The following is a 17,445-nucleotide window of genomic DNA, read 5'->3' as shown; positions in this document are numbered from 1 at the left end:
GGTCAGCGCTGCCGTCAGCGTGGTCTTGCCGTGGTCCACGTGGCCGATCGTGCCGACGTTTACGTGGGGCTTGGTGCGCTCGAACTTACCCTTTGCCATGGCTGTATCTCTCTATTCCTGGTGCTTTGTTGAAACGGGATTCTTGGATTCCGCGATTGGGGATCGAGAAGCTCGCCCCCCCAACCCGGCGTTAGGACTTCTTGATGACCGCGTCGGCGATGTTGTTCGGCGCTTCGGCGTAGTGGTCGAATTCCATCGTGAACGTGGCGCGCCCCTGGGTCAGCGAACGGATGGTCGTCGCGTAACCGAACATCTCGCCCAGCGGCACCATCGCGTTGATGGTCTTGCCCGACGGCGTGTCGTCCTGACCCTGCAGCAGGCCGCGACGACGACTCAGGTCGCCCATCACGTCACCGACGTAATCTTCCGGCGTCACGACTTCGACCTTCATCATCGGCTCGAGCAGGACCGGATCGGCCTTGCGGAAGCCTTCCTTGAAGGCCATCGACGAGGCGAGCTTGAACGCCATTTCCGACGAGTCGACGTCGTGGTACGAGCCGAACACCAGCTTGACCTTGACGTTGACGACCGGGAAGCCAGCCAGCGGACCGCTGGTGATGGTTTCGCGCAGGCCCTTCTCGACCGCCGGGATGAATTCCTTCGGGATCACGCCGCCGGTGATGTCGTTGACGAACAGGAAATCGTTCTCGACGTCCTTGTGGGCGCGATCGGCTTCATTCATCGGCGACAGTTCGATCACGACGTGACCGTACTGACCCTTACCACCCGACTGCTTGGCGTGCTTGTAGTCCGACTTGACGTCCGACTTGCGGATCGTCTCGCGGTAGGCCACCTGCGGCTTGCCGACGTTGGCTTCCACGTTGAACTCGCGACGCATGCGGTCGACGATGATGTCCAGGTGCAGCTCACCCATGCCGGCGATGATGGTCTGGCCGGATTCCTCGTCGGTACGCACGCGGAACGAGGGATCTTCCTGCGCCAGACGGCCCAGGGCCATGCCCATCTTTTCCTGGTCGGACTTGGTCTTCGGCTCGACCGCCATCGAGATGACGGGCTCCGGGAAGGTCATGCGCTCGAGCGTGATGACGTGGTCCTGCGAGCACAGCGTGTCGCCGGTGGTCACGTCCTTCAGGCCCACGGCCGCGGCGATGTCACCGGCGCGGACTTCCTTGATTTCGTCGCGCTGGTTGGAGTGCATCTGCAGGATGCGACCCACGCGCTCCTTCTTCGACTTGACCGGGTTGAACACCTGGTCGCCGGAGTTGAGCACGCCCGAGTAGACGCGGAAGAACGTCAGCGAACCGACGAACGGATCGGTCATGATCTTGAACGCGAGTGCCGAGAACGGCTCGGAATCCGACGCCTTGCGGGTGTCTTCCTTGTCGTCTTCGTTGAGGCCCTGCACCGGCGGACGGTCGGCCGGCGACGGCAGCAGGTTGATCACGCCGTCGAGCATGGCCTGCACGCCCTTGTTCTTGAAGGCCGAGCCGCAGAACACTGGGACGATCTCGACCTTCAGCGTGCGCGTACGCAGGCCGGCGACGATTTCTTCCTCGGACAGCTCGCCCTCGTTGAGGTACTTGTCCATCAGTTCTTCGGATGCTTCGGCCGCGGCTTCGATCATGAAGCTGCGCGCTTCCTCAGCCTTGCTCTGCAGCTCGGCCGGGATGTCGCGGTATTCGAACTGGGTGCCCTGCGAGGCGACGTCCCAGTGGATGGCCTTCATCTTGAGCAGGTCGACCACGCCCTCGAAGCCGTCTTCGGCGCCGATCGGCACCTGCATCGGCACGGCGTAGGCGCCCAGGCGGGCCTTCAGCTGCTCAACGACCTTGTCGAAGTTGGCGCCGGTGCGGTCCATCTTGTTGACGAACGCCATGCGCGGCACGGAGTACTTGTTGGCCTGGCGCCACACGGTCTCGGACTGCGGCTGCACACCACCGACGGCGCACAGCACGAACACCGCGCCGTCGAGCACGCGCAGCGAACGCTCGACTTCGATGGTGAAGTCGACGTGGCCAGGGGTATCGATGATGTTGAAGCGATGCTCCGGCAGCGACTTATCCATGCCCTTCCAGAACGCGGTGGTCGCGGCGGAGGTAATGGTGATGCCGCGTTCCTGCTCCTGCTCCATCCAGTCCATGGTGGCGGCACCGTCGTGCACTTCACCGATCTTGTGGCTGACGCCGGTGTAGAACAGGATGCGCTCGGACGTGGTGGTCTTGCCAGCATCGATATGGGCCATGATGCCGAAGTTGCGGTAACGCTCGATGGGAGTGGTGCGAGCCACGGGACACTCTCTTTTTTGTTTGCGATCTGTTGCGATCTGCAGATGGCCAGATGCCGCCTCGCGGCGGCTTCCGGTTTGCCGGGCGACGAGGGCGTCGCGCGGCACACGTGCTGGTCAGGCGGGCCGCGCTGGGCGCGGCGCCGGGATTACCAGCGGTAGTGAGCGAACGCCTTGTTCGCTTCCGCCATGCGGTGGGTTTCTTCGCGCTTCTTGATCGCGCCACCACGGTTTTCGGAAGCATCCAGGAGTTCAGCAGCCAGCTTGCGCGGCATGCTGTTTTCGCCGCGCTTGCGGGCGGAGTCGATCAGCCAGCGCATGGCCAGGGCCAGGCGACGCGACGAACGCACTTCGACCGGCACCTGGTACGTCGCACCACCGACGCGGCGAGACTTGACCTCGACCGCCGGGGAGACGTTACCCAGCGCCTTTTCGATCAGCTCGACGGCGTTGGGATTCTTTTCGCCGATCACGTCCATGGCGCCATAGACGATCTTTTCAGCGATCGACTTCTTGCCGCTCTGCATGACCATGTTGATGAAGCGCGCGATCGTCTCGCTGCCGTGCTTGGGATCGGGCAGGACCGAACGCTGCGGAGTGGAACCTTTACGGGACATAGTTGTTTATCCAGTTTCTGTAGGGCGGGTCTCGACCCGCCTTAGCTTGTGCAGCGGCGGGTCAAGACCCGCCCTACAAATCAAATTAGGACTTCGGACGCTTGGCGCCGTACTTGGAACGGCTCTGGCGACGCTTGGTCACACCGGCGGCGTCGAGCGAGCCGCGGACGGTGTGGTAGCGCACGCCCGGCAGGTCCTTGACGCGACCGCCGCGGATCAGCACCACGGAGTGCTCCTGCAGGTTGTGGCCTTCACCACCGATGTACGAAATGACTTCGTAACCGTTGGTCAGGCGGACCTTGGCCACCTTGCGGAGCGCCGAGTTCGGCTTCTTCGGGGTGGTGGTGTACACGCGGGTGCAAACGCCACGACGCTGCGGGCAGTTTGCAAGCGCCGGGGAGGCACTCTTGTAGGTTTCAGGGTTACGCGGCTTGCGTACCAGCTGATTGATCGTCGCCATCTATGACTCTTTAGGTGAAGGCCGTAGCCTTGTAGGTAGAGCTGGGAAAAACGAACGGCAAGCCGGATTGAAATCCAGCCCGCCGAGACGAAAAAGCATAGCCCGCATTCGACGTTTTCGTCAATGCGAGCCATACCAATGAAGGGCTACCCCACCCGCATCGCGGATTACGCCACCGGACGCGAGGCGTCCAGTCGGGAGCTTTTGACTCCCTTTGCCGCAGGCGGACGAGCCGCCGGGTCTACCCTTCAAATCTGCGATCCCGCCCTACCCTGGGCCCAACACGAGGCGCTCCGTGCGCCTCATTTGGTGATCTGGACAGCCCGAAGGCCGTCGGAAAGCGTAGAAGTATAACCGCTTTCTTCGGTTTTGTGGGAGCAGGCCGGCAAATGCCGGTCCACCCCGATTCCACCCCCGCAATCGCGAGGGTGGAAGGACCGCTTACTCCTCGTCGGACCCGACTTCGGCGACCACGGCCGGTTCGGCCGTGCTACCCGACAGGGTCTCGAGTTCGGAGTCGGTCAGACCCGAGGCGTTCTTGCGACGCTGGGTGTGGTACGCCAGACCGGTACCCGCCGGAATCAGGCGACCCACGATCACGTTCTCCTTGAGACCGCGCAGGCCGTCACGGGTGCCGCGGACGGCAGCCTCGGTCAGGACGCGGGTGGTCTCCTGGAACGACGCGGCCGAGATGAACGACTCGGTCGCCAGCGACGCCTTGGTGATACCCAGCAGGACCGGATCGGCCTTGGCCAGGATCTCGCCCTTGGACAGCAGGCGGGCATTTTCCTCGACCAGGCGCTGACGCTCGACCTGCTCGCCATTGAGGAACTTGCTGTCGCCCTGGTCCGTGATCTCGGCCTTGCGCAGCATCTGGCGAACGATCACCTCGATGTGCTTGTCGTTGATCTTCACGCCCTGCAGGCGGTAGACGTCCTGGATTTCCTTGGTCAGGTACACGGCCAGCGGCTCGACGCCCAGCAGGCGCAGGATGTCCTGCGGGCTCGGTTCGCCGTCCACCACGGTCTCGCCCTTCTCCACGTGTTCGCCTTCGAACACGATGATCTGGCGGTACTTCGGGATCAGCTCTTCGTGCTCGTCGCCGTCGATCGGCTTGATGATCAGGCGCTGCTTGCCCTTGGTGTCCTTGCCGAAGCTGACGATGCCGGAGATCTCGGCGAGGATCGCCGGATCCTTCGGCTTGCGGGCCTCGAACAGGTCGGCAACGCGCGGCAGACCACCGGTGATATCGCGGGTCTTGGAAGCTTCCTGCGGAATCTTCGCGACCACGTCACCCACGCCAACCGCTGCGCCGTCCTGCAGGTTCACGATCGAGCGCGGCGGCAGCAGGTACTGCGCCGGCAGGTCGGTACCCGGGATCTGCAGGTCCTTGCCGTTCTTGTCGACGATGCGCACGATCGGGCGCAGGTCCTTGCCCATCGAGCCGCGACGCTTCGGATCGGTGATTTCGCGCGAAGCCAGACCAGTCAGTTCGTCGGTCTTCTCGATGACGGTGACGCCGTCGACGAAGTCGATGAAGCGCATGGTGCCGGCCACTTCCGACACGATCGGGTGGTTATGCGGATCCCAGTTGGCGATCTGCTGGCCGGCCTTGATCTCCGCGCCGTCCTTGATCGCGATGGTCGCGCCGTACGGCAGCTTGTAGCGCTCGCGCTCGCGGCCGTGGCTGTCGAGGACCGACAGCTCGCCCGAACGCGACACGGCCACGCGGTGACCCTGGTTGTGCTCGACGAACTTGAGGTTGTTGTACTTGACCGAACCGGTGGTCTTGACCGTCACGTTGTCGATGGCGGCCGCACGCGACGCCGCACCACCGATGTGGAACGTACGCATGGTCAGCTGGGTACCCGGCTCACCGATCGACTGCGCGGCGACGACGCCGACCGCTTCGCCGTGGTTGACCAGGTGACCGCGACCGAGGTCGCGACCGTAGCAATGCGAGCACACGCCGAACGAGCTCCGGCAGGTGATCGTCGAACGCACCTTGATCGACTGCACGCCGGCGTCTTCGAGGTTCTGCACCCAGGCTTCGTCGAGCAGCGTGTTGCGGGTGACGATCGGATCCTCGTCGTTGCCCGGCAGGAACACGTCCTCGGCCACGACGCGGCCCAGCACGCGATCGCGCAGCGGTTCGACCACGTCGCCGCCTTCGACGATCGGGGTCATGGTCAGACCTTCGAGCGTGCCGCAGTCGGTTTCGGTGATCACCACGTCCTGCGCGACGTCGACGAGACGACGGGTCAGGTAACCGGAATTCGCGGTCTTTAGCGCGGTATCCGCGAGGCCCTTACGGGCACCGTGGGTCGAGATGAAGTACTGCAGAACGTTCAGGCCTTCGCGGAAGTTCGCGGTGATCGGCGTCTCGATGATCGAGCCGTCCGGCTTGGCCATCAGGCCGCGCATACCGGCGAGCTGGCGGATCTGGGCCTGCGAACCACGCGCACCCGAGTCGGCCATGATGTAGATCGAGTTCATCGACTTCTGCGGAACCGTCTCGCCCTTGGCGTTGACGACGGTATCGGTGCCGATGGTGTCCATCATCGCCTTGGCGACGCGTTCATTGGTACGCGACCAGATGTCGACGACCTTGTTGTAGCGCTCGCCGGCGGTGACCAGACCCGACTGGTACTGCTGCTGGATGTCGAGCACTTCCTGCTCGGCTTCGTCCAGGATGCCCTTCTTTTCCGGCGGGATCTTCATGTCGTCGATGCCGATGGACACGCCAGCGCGGGTGGCGTAGGCGAAGCCCGTGTACATCAGCTGGTCGGCGAACACCACGGTGTCCTTCAGGCCGAGCATGCGGTAGCACGAGTTGATCAGGCGGCTGATGTTCTTCTTGGTCAGCTCGACGTTGGCCAGCGCGAACGGCAGGCCGTCCGGCAGGATCTCGCGCAGCAGCGCGCGGCCGACGGTGGTATCGACGATCGAGGTCTTCTTCGAACGCGAGCCATCTTCGGCAACCACGGTTTCGGTGATGCGCACCTTGCACTTGGCGTGCAGCTGCACGACGCGGTTGTCGTAGGCGCGCTTGACTTCGGCGATGTTGGCGAACGCCATGCCCTCGCCCGCCTTGTTCTCCAAGGCGCGGGTCATGTAGTACAAGCCAAGCACGACGTCCTGCGACGGCACGATGATCGGCTCGCCGTTGGCCGGCGACAGGATGTTGTTCGACGCCATCATCAGCGCGCGCGCTTCCAGCTGGGCTTCCAGCGAGAGCGGCACGTGGACGGCCATCTGGTCACCGTCGAAGTCGGCGTTGAACGCGGTGCAGACCAGCGGATGCAGCTGGATGGCCTTGCCTTCGATCAGCACCGGCTCGAACGCCTGGATGCCGAGGCGGTGCAGGGTCGGTGCGCGGTTGAGCAGGACCGGATGCTCGCGGATCACCTCTTCGAGGATGTCCCAGACTTCCGCTTCTTCGCGCTCGACCAGCTTCTTCGCCGCCTTGATGGTGGTGGCCAGGCCACGACGCTGCAGCTTGGCGAAGATGAAGGGCTTGAACAGCTCCAGCGCCATCTTCTTCGGCAGGCCGCACTCGTGCAGGCGCAGCGTCGGGCCGACCACGATGACCGAACGGCCGGAGTAGTCGACGCGCTTGCCGAGCAGGTTCTGGCGGAAGCGGCCCTGCTTGCCCTTGATCATGTCGGCCAGCGACTTGAGCGGGCGCTTGTTGGTGCCGGTGATGGCACGGCCGCGACGGCCGTTGTCCATCAGCGCGTCAACCGACTCCTGCAGCATGCGCTTCTCGTTGCGCACGATGATGTCGGGCGCGTTGAGTTCGAGCAGGCGACGCAGGCGGTTGTTGCGGTTGATGACGCGGCGGTACAGGTCGTTCAGGTCGGAGGTCGCGAAACGACCACCATCCAGCGGCACCAGCGGACGCAGGTCCGGCGGCAGCACCGGCAGCACGGTCATGACCATCCACTCCGGACGATTGCCGGATTCGAGGAAGGCTTCGACCAGCTTGATGCGCTTGGTGAGGCGCTTGAGCTTGGTTTCCGAACCGGTGGAAGCGATGTCTTCCTTCAGCTGGATCATTTCCGACTGCAGGTCGATCGTGCGCAGCAGGTCGTAGACGGCTTCGGCGCCCATCGCGGCTTCGAAGTCGTCGCCGTGTTCCTGGCGCGCCTGCATGTACTGCTCTTCGTTGAGCAGCATGCCGCGTTCCATCGGGGTCAGGCCCGGCTCCGTCACCACGTAGGCTTCGAAGTACAGGATGCGCTCGATGTCGCGCAGGGTCATGTCCAGCATCAGGCCGATGCGCGACGGCAGCGACTTGAGGAACCAGATGTGCGCGACCGGCGACGCCAGGTCGATGTGGCCCATGCGCTCGCGGCGTACCTTGGCCAGCGTCACTTCCGTGCCGCACTTTTCGCAGACCACGCCACGGTGCTTCATGCGCTTGTACTTGCCGCACAGGCACTCGTAGTCCTTGATCGGTCCGAAGATCGCGGCGCAGAACAGGCCGTCGCGTTCCGGCTTGAAGGTACGGTAGTTGATCGTTTCCGGCTTCTTCACTTCGCCGTAGGACCACGAGCGGATCAGGTCCGGCGAAGCCAACGCAATCTTGATCGCATCGAAGTCGATCGCGGGGCGCTGCTGGTTGAAGAGGTTAAGCAGGTCTTTCATTTCTTTTCTCCAATCGGAGGAATTCGTCGAGGGCTGTAGATCACCGGATCAATGGAGCGGGAAGCGCGCGTTTCGCTGCGCTCCCGTCCACGCATCAGGTCTCTTCCAGCTCCATGTTGATCGCGAGCGAGCGGATTTCCTTCACCAGAACATTGAAGGATTCCGGCATGCCGGCAACCATCTCGTACTCGCCGTCGACGATGTTCTTGTACATCTGGTTGCGGCCCTGCACGTCGTCGGACTTCACCGTCAGCATTTCCTGCAGGGTGTAGGCCGCGCCGTAGGCTTCCAGCGCCCAGACTTCCATTTCGCCGAAACGCTGGCCGCCGAACTGCGCCTTGCCGCCCAGCGGCTGCTGGGTGACGAGCGAGTACGGACCGGTCGAACGCGCGTGCATCTTGTCGTCGACCAGGTGGTTCAGCTTCAGCATGTGCATGTAGCCGACCGTGACCGGACGCTCGAACGCTTCGCCAGTACGACCGTCATGCAGGATGGTCTGGCCGCTGAGCGGCAGCTCGGCGAGTTCGAGCATCTTCTTGATCTCGAATTCTGCCGCGCCGTCGAACACCGGGGTCGCCATCGGCACGCCGTCGGTCAGGTTCTTCGCCAGCGTCAGCAGCTCCTCGTCGCTGAACTGCTTCAGGTCGACGCGTTCCTCGTGCGTGGTGCGATCGTGGTTGTAGATCTCGTCGAGGAACTTGCGCAGATCGGCAACCTTGGCTTGCGCCTGCAGCATGCGATCGATCTTCTGGCCCAGGCCCTTGGCGGCCCAGCCCAGGTGCACTTCCAGCACCTGGCCGATGTTCATACGCGAAGGCACGCCCAGCGGGTTCAGCACGATGTCGACGGTCTCGCCGTTCGCCATGTAGGGCATGTCTTCGACCGGCTGGATCGTCGACACGACACCCTTGTTACCGTGGCGGCCGGCCATCTTGTCGCCCGGCTGGATGCGGCGCTTCACGGCCAGGAACACCTTGACCATCTTCAGCACGCCCGGTGCGAGGTCGTCGCCCTGGGTGATCTTGCCGCGCTTGTCGGCGAAGCGGCGCTCGAATTCCTTCTCGTGCGCATCGATCTGCTTCTGCGCGCGTTCGATCGCCTCGACCGCTTCGTCATCCTTCATGCGCAGGGTGAACCAGTCCTTGCGGGACAGGCCATCGAGCACCAGCGAGGTGACAGTGTCGCCCTTCTTCAGGCCGGCGCCGCCGTTGGCGGTCTTGCCGATCAGCTGCGAACGCAGGCGGTCATAGATCGCCGCTTCGAGGATGCGGAACTGGTCGTCGAAGTCCTTCTTGACGCGTTTGATTTCGGACTCTTCGATCTGACGCGCACGCTTGTCCTTCTCGATGCCGTCGCGGGTGAAGACCTGCACGTCGATGACGACGCCGTCCATGCCCGGCGGCACGCGCAGCGAGCTGTCCTTAACGTCGGAGGCCTTCTCGCCGAAGATCGCGCGGAGCAGCTTCTCTTCCGGCGTCAGCTGGCTTTCGCCCTTCGGCGTGACCTTGCCGACGAGGATGTCGCCCGCACGCACTTCCGCACCGATGTACACCACGCCCGACTCGTCGAGGCGGTTCAGCGCCTGCTCGGAGACGTTCGGGATGTCGGCGGAGATTTCTTCCGGCCCGAGCTTGGTGTCGCGGGCCTGGACGGTCAGTTCTTCGATGTGGATCGTGGTGTAACGATCTTCCTCGACCACGCGCTCGGAGAGCAGGATCGAGTCTTCGAAGTTGTAGCCGTTCCACGGCATGAACGCGACCAGCATGTTCTGGCCGAGCGCAAGCTCGCCGATGTCGGTCGAGGGACCGTCGGCCAGCACGTCGCCGCGCGCCACGACATTGCCCACCTTCACCAGCGGAGACTGGTTGATGCAGGTGTTCTGGTTGGAACGCGTGTACTTGATCAGGTTGTAGATGTCGACGCCGGCATCATGCTCGTCCGTGATCTCGCTCTCGTTGACCTTGACCACGATGCGGGCCGCGTCGATCTGTTCGATCACGCCACCGCGCAGTGCGTTCACGGTCACGCCCGAGTCGCGCGCCACGGCGCGCTCGATACCGGTACCGACCAGCGGCTTCTGCGACTTCAGCGTCGGCACAGCCTGGCGCTGCATGTTCGCGCCCATCAGTGCGCGGTTCGCGTCGTCGTGCTCGAGGAACGGCACCAGCGCCGCTGCGACCGACACGGTCTGCATCGGCGAGACGTCCATGAAGTGGATTTCGCTCGGCGGCTTGAGCAGCGACTCGCCGGCGAAGCGGCAGTCGACGAACTGGGCGGTGATATGGCCCTTCTCGTCGCGCGGCGCGTTGGCCTGGGCGATGACGTACTCGTTTTCTTCGATCGCCGACAGGTACTCGACGTCGTCGGTGACGCTGCCGTCCACGACCTTGCGGTACGGCGTCTCGAGGAAACCGTAGCGGTTGGTGCGTGCGAACACGGCCAGCGAGTTGATCAGGCCGATGTTCGGGCCTTCCGGCGTCTCGATGGTGCAGACGCGACCGTAATGGGTCGGGTGCACGTCGCGGACTTCGAAGCCGGCGCGTTCGCGGGTCAAACCGCCCGGACCCAGCGCGGAGACGCGGCGCTTGTGCGTCACTTCCGACAGCGGGTTGTTCTGGTCCATGAACTGCGACAGCTGCGAGGAACCGAAGAATTCCTTGATCGCGGCGGCGACCGGCTTGGCGTTGATCAGCTCCTGCGGCGTGAGGCCTTCGGACTCGGCCATCGACAGGCGTTCCTTCACGGCGCGCTCGACGCGGACCAGGCCGACGCGGAACACGTTCTCGGCCATTTCGCCGACCGAACGCACGCGACGGTTGCCCAGGTGGTCGATGTCGTCCACGGTGCCGCGACCGTTGCGGATCTCGGTCAGCACGCGGATCGCGTCGAGGATGTCGGACATGTCGCCGCAGGCTGCGCGCAGGCGCGCCGACTCTTCGTCCTTGCGCTCGGCGAAGTATTTCGCGTCGTACAGGACCGAGGCGCCGGTGACTTCCTTGCGGCCGATGCGGCGGTTGAACTTCATCCGGCCCACGCCCGACAGGTCGTAGCGCTCGAAGGTGAAGAACAGGTTGTGGAACAGGTTCTGCGCGGCGTCCTTGGTCGGCGGTTCGCCCGGACGCATCATGCGGTAGATCTCGACCAGCGCTTCGAGCTGGGTCTTGCTCGCGTCGATGCGCAGCGTGTTCGAGATGTAGGCGCCGCGATCAAGGTCGTTGACCCACAGCGTACCCACGGCGGCAACGCCAGCCTTGCGGAACTTGGCCAGGTGGTCGTCGTTGATTTCGTCGTTGGCCAGCGCCAGCAGTTCACCGGTGCTCGGGTCGACGACGTCGTGCGACAGGATGCGGCTGACGAGGTAGCTGTCCGGCACCGACAGTGCGGCGATGCCCGAGGCTTCGAGCTGCTTGACGTGGCGCGCGGTGATGCGCTTGCCGGCTTCGACGATGACCTTGTCGCCATCGGCGAGGTCGAAGTCGAGGGTTTCACCACGCAGGCGCTCAGGCACGAGCTCGAGCTGGACGCCTTCCTTGGGATCGATGTGGAACGTGTTGATCTCGAAGAACTGCGCGAGCATTTCCTCGTTGTTGTAGCCGAGCGCGCGCAGCAGCACGGTCACCGGCAGCTTGCGGCGACGGTCGATACGGGTGAACAGCGCGTCCTTCGGGTCGAACTCGAAGTCCAGCCACGAGCCGCGGTAAGGAATGATGCGGGCGCTGTACAGCAGCTTGCCCGAGCTGTGGGTCTTGCCGCGGTCGTGGTCGAAGAACACGCCCGGCGAACGGTGCAGCTGCGAGACGATGACGCGCTCGGTACCGTTGACGATGAAGGTGCCGTTGTCGGTCATGAGCGGAATTTCGCCCATGTAGACTTCCTGCTCCTTCACGTACTTGATCGCCTTGGTCGACGACTCACGGTCGTAGATCACCAGGCGCACGGTCACGCGCAGCGGAGCGCCATAGGACAGGCCGCGGTTGCGGCATTCGCGCTCGTCGAACGGCGGATCGCCCAGCTTGTAACCGACGTATTCCAGCGCGGCGTTGCCGCTGTAGCTGACGATGGGGAACACCGACTTCAGCGCGGCGTGCAGGCCCTTGTCTTCACGCTTGGCCGGATCCGAGCCTTCCTGCAGGAACTCGCGGTACGAATCGACCTGGATCGCGAGCAGGAACGGAACTTCGAGAATCGACCGGCGCTTGCCGAAGTTCTTGCGGATGCGCTTCTTTTCGGTGAACGAATAGTTCGTTTTGGAAGCTGTCGTCATGGGGAGCTACCGCCTCTGATTTTCTTGGAGCTGGGATCGGGAATCGGGAATCGGGAATCGTTCTTTGCCGCCACGGCGCAGCGGGGGCTGTCCGGGGCGACCCAAAAGCAGGGTCCGTCGCTGGGCTTCGGATGTCGGCTTCTGGCTATGGCGAATCTCTGGTCTCGAATCACAAATCCCTGGAAAGAGATTTGAACTGTCAGTTGGAAGCCGCGGGTATTGCCGGCACCCGCACGCCCTCTAGTGCTGCTTCCAACTACCAACTCGGTTGGTTTTTCTGCTTCGCTCGTGTTTCTCACGCAATCCGGATGGAACGAAGCGGAGTCCGGATGGCGTTGTCGTCTACTGGGCCCGAAAAGTGTGACCGGGCCGGATTTGAAGCGTTATTTCAACAACGGCCAAAGGCCGGGGACTTTCGCCCCCAGCCTTCGGTGGTCGCCATGAGTAGCCGGCGACGCAAGTACTGCTTACTTGACTTCGACGGTCGCGCCAGCGGCCTCGAGGTCCTTCTTCATCTTCGCAGCGTCGTCCTTCGACACGGCTTCCTTCACCATGCCGGTCGCTTCGACGAGATCCTTGGCTTCCTTCAGGCCCAGGCCGGTGATGGCGCGGACGGCCTTGATGACTTCGACCTTCTTCTCGCCGGCGGCCTTCAGGATGACGTTGAACTCGGTCTGCTCTTCGACCGGGGCAGCGGCAGCGGCCGGGCCGGCCATCATGACCGGGGCGGCGGCGGTGACGCCGAACTTCTCTTCGATGGCCTTCACCAGGTCCATCACTTCCATCAGCGACTTGGCGGCGATGGCGTCGACGATCTGCTCGTTGGACAGGGACATTTTATTTACCTCTGGAAATTGTTGGTCAAGATCAGGATGTAGGAAATCGGTGATCTTGCGAATCGGTTAGTTAGTCGCGGCTTGCGAATCAGGCGGTTTCTTCGACCACTTCGGCCGGAGCGGCTTCGCCACCACCCTGCTTGTCCGCCACGGCCTTGACGACGCGGGCAAACATGGCTGCAGGTTCGGCGAGGACGCGGGCCAGCATGGCCAGGGCCTGTTCGCGGGTCGGCAACGATGCCAGGACTTCGACGTGCGCGGCAGGCAGCAACTTGCCTTCCACCGACACGACCTTGGCCTTGAGCTTGTCGTTACCCTTCGACGCTTCCTTGATCAGACGACCGGCAGCGCCGGGTTCTTCGAGCGAGAACGCGTACAGCAGCGGACCGGTCAGGGCGTCCTTGACGACCTCGAACTCGGTACCGACAACGGCGCGCGACGCCAGGGTGTTCTTGACAACTTTCAGGAACACACCGGTTTCACGGGCCTTCTTGCGCATCGCGGTCATCTGGCTGACCGTGGTGCCCGCGTACTCGGCTGCGACCAAGGAGTGGGCCTTAGCTGCGATTTCTGCCAGCTCGGCGACTACTTCTTGCTTCTGGGACAGATTGAGAGCCATTGCACTCCTCCAATTGAACTCCGCTCACGGCTCCTGCCGCTTGCGGTCCTGGGCGGCGCCATCCTTGACGCCGGGGATGCTTGCGCATCCCGGTGGTGGCCCTTCCGGAATTTCCAGAGGGGGCTTCACCATCTACGCAGGCCGACCTTCTTTCGAAGGGCGATTAAGCGATCCCGTTGGTGGCGACGGCGATTCCCTGCCAGTTGCGAGCTCCCTGCCCGTCGTCGTCACGCGCTGATCGCGCCTGCGGTCTTTGACGGCGATCGCTCCAGACCGAAGTCTTCGGCGATGCCCTCAAAAACGTTCGCGGGACGGCGGTTGTGCCGCCCGCGCTTGAACTGATTTCGAATTACTTGAGTGCCAGCGTCGACTGGTCCACGGTCACGCCGGGGCCCATCGTGGTGCTGATCGAGATCTTCTGCAGGTACTGGCCCTTCGAGCTCGACGGCTTGGCCTTGATCAGGTCATGCAGCAGCGCTTCGAGGTTGCCCTTCAGGTCGGCGTCCTGGAAGGAAGCCTTGCCGATCGTGCAGTGGATGATGCCGGCCTTGTCGGTGCGGTAACGCACCTGGCCGCCCTTGGCGTTCTTGACGGCTTCGGCCGGGTTCGGCGAAACGGTGCCGACCTTCGGGTTCGGCATCAGGCCGCGCGGACCCAGGACCTGGCCCAGCTTACCGACGACGCGCATGGCGTCCGGGGTAGCAATGACCACGTCGTAGTTCAGGTCGCCGGCCATCATCTTCTCGGCCAGGTCGTCCATGCCGACGGCTTCGGCGCCAGCGGCGACGGCTTCGTCGGCCTTGGCACCAGCCGGGGCGAACACGGCCACGCGGACCGACTTGCCGGTACCGGCGGGCAGCACGGTCGAACCACGGACCTGCTGGTCGGACTTCTTCGCGTCCACGCCCAGGCGCACGGCGACGTCGACGGACTCGACGAACTTGGCCTTGGTCGAGGTCTTGATGATCTTGACGGCTTCGTCAAAGCCGTAGGCCTTGCCCGGAACCACTGCGGCCAGGATGGCCTTCTGTCGCTTGTTCATTGCCATGACTTAGCCCTCCACCACCAGACCCATGGAACGGGCCGAGCCCGCAATCGTCTTCACCGCTGCGTCGAGATCGGCCGCCGTCAGGTCGGCTTCCTTCGCCTTGGCGATGTCTTCGAGCTGCTTGCGGGTGACCTTGCCCACCTTCTCGGTGTTCGGGCGCTTGGAACCGGACTGGATGCCGGCAGCCTTCTTCAGCAGCACCGAAGCCGGGGTCGACTTGGTGACGAAGGTGAAGGTGCGGTCCGAGTACGCGGTGATGATGACCGGGGTCGGCAGACCCGGCTCGAGCTTGGAGGTCGCTGCGTTGAACGCTTTGCAGAACTCCATGATGTTCAGGCCGCGCTGACCCAGGGCAGGACCCACGGGCGGCGACGGGTTGGCCTGACCGGCCTTGACCTGAAGCTTGATGTAACCAACTACTTTCTTAGCCATTTTCTTCTCTCCGGGTGCTAGCGCCTGGTTCTCAGGCTCCCCATCGGACCGGGAAAATCGCGTGTCCCGGCTTCACGTTTTGCAGCTGCCTTAAACAACATTTTCCAGACGCCGACAGCCGCCTTGGCGGGCGGCTGTGGTTCTGACTGGCTCGCGCCTTGGGCAGCGAGCCAAAAAGTATAGCAGAGGTTTTCGGACAAGTGCCGGCAGCTTCGGAAACCGCCCCTAGGCTCCTGCCGCTGTCAGCCGCGGCGGCGGCGCAAGCTGCAGGGGCGCTTTGGGCTACCGCGGCGCGGTTACTTGGCCTTTTCGACCTGACCGAACTCCAGCTCGACCGGGGTCGAGCGACCGAAAATGAGCACCGCGACGCGCAGGCGGCTCTTTTCGTAGTTGATTTCCTCGACCACGCCATTGAAGTCGATGAACGGGCCGTCGGTGACGCGAACCATCTCGCCCGGCTCGAACAGCACCTTGGGCTTGGGCTTCTCGACGCCTTCCTGAACGCGCTGCAGGATCTGGTCGGCCTCGGAATCCTTGATCGGCAGCGGACGATCGGCGGTACCGCCGATGAAGCCCATCACCTTCGGGGTTTCCTTGATCAGGTGCCAGCTCTCGTTGTCGATGCGCGGGATGCCGGCTTCGTCATGGGTGGCGATCTGGACCAGGACATAGCCCGGGAAGAACTTGCGCTCGGAACGACGCTTCTGGCCGGCGCGCATCTCGATCACTTCTTCGGTCGGGACCAGCACGTCGCCGAAGCGGTCCTGCATGCCGTCGCGGACGATACGGTCGCGCAGCGCCTGGGCCACGGACTTCTCGAAACCGGAATAAGCGTGGACTACGTACCAGCGCTTGTTGCCGTCCTGCTTGATTTCTTCGGACACCGACATCTCTCCTTACCGACCCAGCAACAGCTTGACCGCGGCCTGGATGACCAGGTCGAAGCCCGCCAGGATCAGGCTCAGGATCACGACCGCGATCATGACTACCCAGGTGGTGCGCATGGCTTCCTGGCGCGTCGGCCAGACCACCTTGCGCAGCTCGAAGCGTGCTTCGGACAGGAATTCGCGGGTCTGCGCGCCCTTGGCGGTCGCCATGAACACACCCGCACCCGCCACCAGGCCGCCGAACACGGCCAGCGCGCGCAGCGCGGTCGCCCATTCGCTGAACCAGTAGAAGGCGAAGATGCCGGCAACGACCAGGGCCAGTGCCAGCACGTACTTCACGATGTCGCCGCCGGAAGCCGACGAGCCGGATTGTTCGACCTTGCTGTTCATTCGGTCCATCGCGCGGCACGGGCCGCGTCTTCGGTAGGTGCCTGACCGGGCGGGTCAGGCGTTGCGGAAGGATCCGCGTGCCAAATGGCACGCCAGGAGGGACTCGAACCCCCAACCTGCGGTTTTGGAGACCGCTGCTCTGCCAATTGAGCTACTGGCGTATGAATCTTGGGTTGCTTCCGGAAAAGGCAATGGCGGCTCGCGCCGCCCTGCCCGTTTCCGCCCGGAACCTCCCCCGCTGGGCGGGAGAGGGAGCGGGTATTACTTGAGGATCTTGGCCACCACGCCGGCGCCGACGGTACGGCCGCCTTCGCGGATCGCGAAACGCAGGCCTTCGTCCATCGCCACCGGGTTGATCAGCGACACCACCATCTTCACGTTGTCGCCCGGCATCACCATCTCCACGCCTTCCGGCAGCTGGCAGGCGCCCGTGATGTCGGTCGTGCGGAAGTAGAACTGCGGACGGTAGCCTTTGAAGAACGGCGTGTGGCGGCCGCCTTCGTCCTTCGACAGCACGTACACCTCGCCTTCGAACTCGGTGTGCGGGGTGATCGAACCCGGCTTGGCCAGCACCTGGCCGCGCTCGACGTCGTCACGCTTGGTGCCGCGCAGCAGCAGGCCGGCGTTGTCGCCTGCCTGACCCTGGTCCAGCAGCTTGCGGAACATTTCCACGCCGGTCACGGTGGTCTTCTGGGTCGGACGGATACCGACGATTTCGATTTCGTCACCGACCTTGATGATGCCGCGCTCGATACGGCCGGTCACCACGGTGCCGCGGCCCGAGATCGAGAACACGTCTTCCACCGGCATCAGGAACGGCTTGTCGATCGCGCGCTCCGGCTGCGGGATGAACGTGTCCAGCGCTTCCACCAGCTTCAGGATCGACGGCACGCCGATTTCCGACTGGTCGCCTTCCAGCGCCAGACGGGCCGAGCCG

At 63.7% G+C, this 17,445-nt stretch carries 13 protein-coding genes and 1 tRNA gene; all 14 read right to left on the bottom strand.

Annotation, left to right across the window (positions count from 1 at the left end):
- Positions 1–99, bottom strand: a 99-nt coding sequence (locus tag ACYVD7_RS06015; RefSeq protein WP_031270842.1) for a GTP-binding protein, incomplete at its 3' end; no start/stop codon positions are given.
- Positions 100–190: 91 nt separating this feature from the next.
- The gene (gene fusA / locus ACYVD7_RS06010) at positions 191–2,308 is read right to left on the bottom strand and encodes an elongation factor G (RefSeq protein WP_460760379.1); all 2,118 of its coding nucleotides are present in this window, start codon (positions 2,306–2,308) and stop codon (positions 191–193) included.
- 146 nt (positions 2,309–2,454) lie between these two features.
- Positions 2,455–2,922: a 30S ribosomal protein S7 gene (rpsG, locus tag ACYVD7_RS06005; protein WP_460760377.1), complete on the bottom strand. Its 468-nt coding sequence runs from the start codon at positions 2,920–2,922 to the stop codon at positions 2,455–2,457.
- A gap of 85 nt (positions 2,923–3,007) precedes the next feature.
- Complete coding sequence (gene rpsL, locus ACYVD7_RS06000) at positions 3,008–3,382, bottom strand: 30S ribosomal protein S12 (RefSeq protein ID WP_386750850.1); 375 nt, start codon at positions 3,380–3,382, stop codon at positions 3,008–3,010.
- A 441-nt stretch (positions 3,383–3,823) separates the two neighbouring features.
- Entirely contained in the window at positions 3,824–8,032 is a 4,209-nt protein-coding gene (rpoC, locus tag ACYVD7_RS05995) for a DNA-directed RNA polymerase subunit beta' (RefSeq protein WP_460760374.1), read from the bottom strand.
- Positions 8,033–8,126: 94 nt separating this feature from the next.
- A complete protein-coding gene (rpoB, locus tag ACYVD7_RS05990; RefSeq protein WP_460760372.1) occupies positions 8,127–12,296 on the bottom strand; it encodes a DNA-directed RNA polymerase subunit beta in 4,170 nt (1,389 codons plus the stop codon).
- A 467-nt stretch (positions 12,297–12,763) separates the two neighbouring features.
- Positions 12,764–13,132, bottom strand: coding sequence for a 50S ribosomal protein L7/L12 (gene rplL, locus ACYVD7_RS05985; protein ID WP_460760369.1), 369 nt, complete (start codon positions 13,130–13,132; stop codon positions 12,764–12,766).
- An 88-nt stretch (positions 13,133–13,220) separates the two neighbouring features.
- Entirely contained in the window at positions 13,221–13,751 is a 531-nt protein-coding gene (gene rplJ, locus ACYVD7_RS05980; RefSeq protein ID WP_460760366.1) for a 50S ribosomal protein L10, read from the bottom strand.
- Positions 13,752–14,100: 349 nt separating this feature from the next.
- On the bottom strand, positions 14,101–14,799 hold the full coding sequence (rplA, locus tag ACYVD7_RS05975; protein WP_460760363.1) for a 50S ribosomal protein L1: 699 nt from the start codon (positions 14,797–14,799) through the stop codon (positions 14,101–14,103).
- Positions 14,800–14,802: 3 nt separating this feature from the next.
- A complete protein-coding gene (gene rplK, locus ACYVD7_RS05970) occupies positions 14,803–15,231 on the bottom strand; it encodes a 50S ribosomal protein L11 (RefSeq protein WP_310056322.1) in 429 nt (142 codons plus the stop codon).
- A gap of 296 nt (positions 15,232–15,527) precedes the next feature.
- Positions 15,528–16,103: a transcription termination/antitermination protein NusG gene (gene nusG, locus ACYVD7_RS05965; protein WP_460760382.1), complete on the bottom strand. Its 576-nt coding sequence runs from the start codon at positions 16,101–16,103 to the stop codon at positions 15,528–15,530.
- Positions 16,104–16,127: 24 nt separating this feature from the next.
- On the bottom strand, positions 16,128–16,508 hold the full coding sequence (gene secE / locus ACYVD7_RS05960; RefSeq protein ID WP_460760360.1) for a preprotein translocase subunit SecE: 381 nt from the start codon (positions 16,506–16,508) through the stop codon (positions 16,128–16,130).
- A gap of 85 nt (positions 16,509–16,593) precedes the next feature.
- Positions 16,594–16,669, bottom strand: a tRNA-Trp gene (locus ACYVD7_RS05955).
- A 100-nt stretch (positions 16,670–16,769) separates the two neighbouring features.
- On the bottom strand, positions 16,770–17,445 hold a 676-nt coding region (locus ACYVD7_RS05950), incomplete at its 5' end, for an EF-Tu C-terminal domain-related protein (RefSeq protein WP_460760240.1).

The sequence above is a fragment of the Lysobacter fragariae genome, from assembly GCF_054779775.1.
The sequence above is the reverse complement of the archived record's forward strand: the minus strand, read 5'-3'. Positions and strand labels throughout refer to the sequence as shown.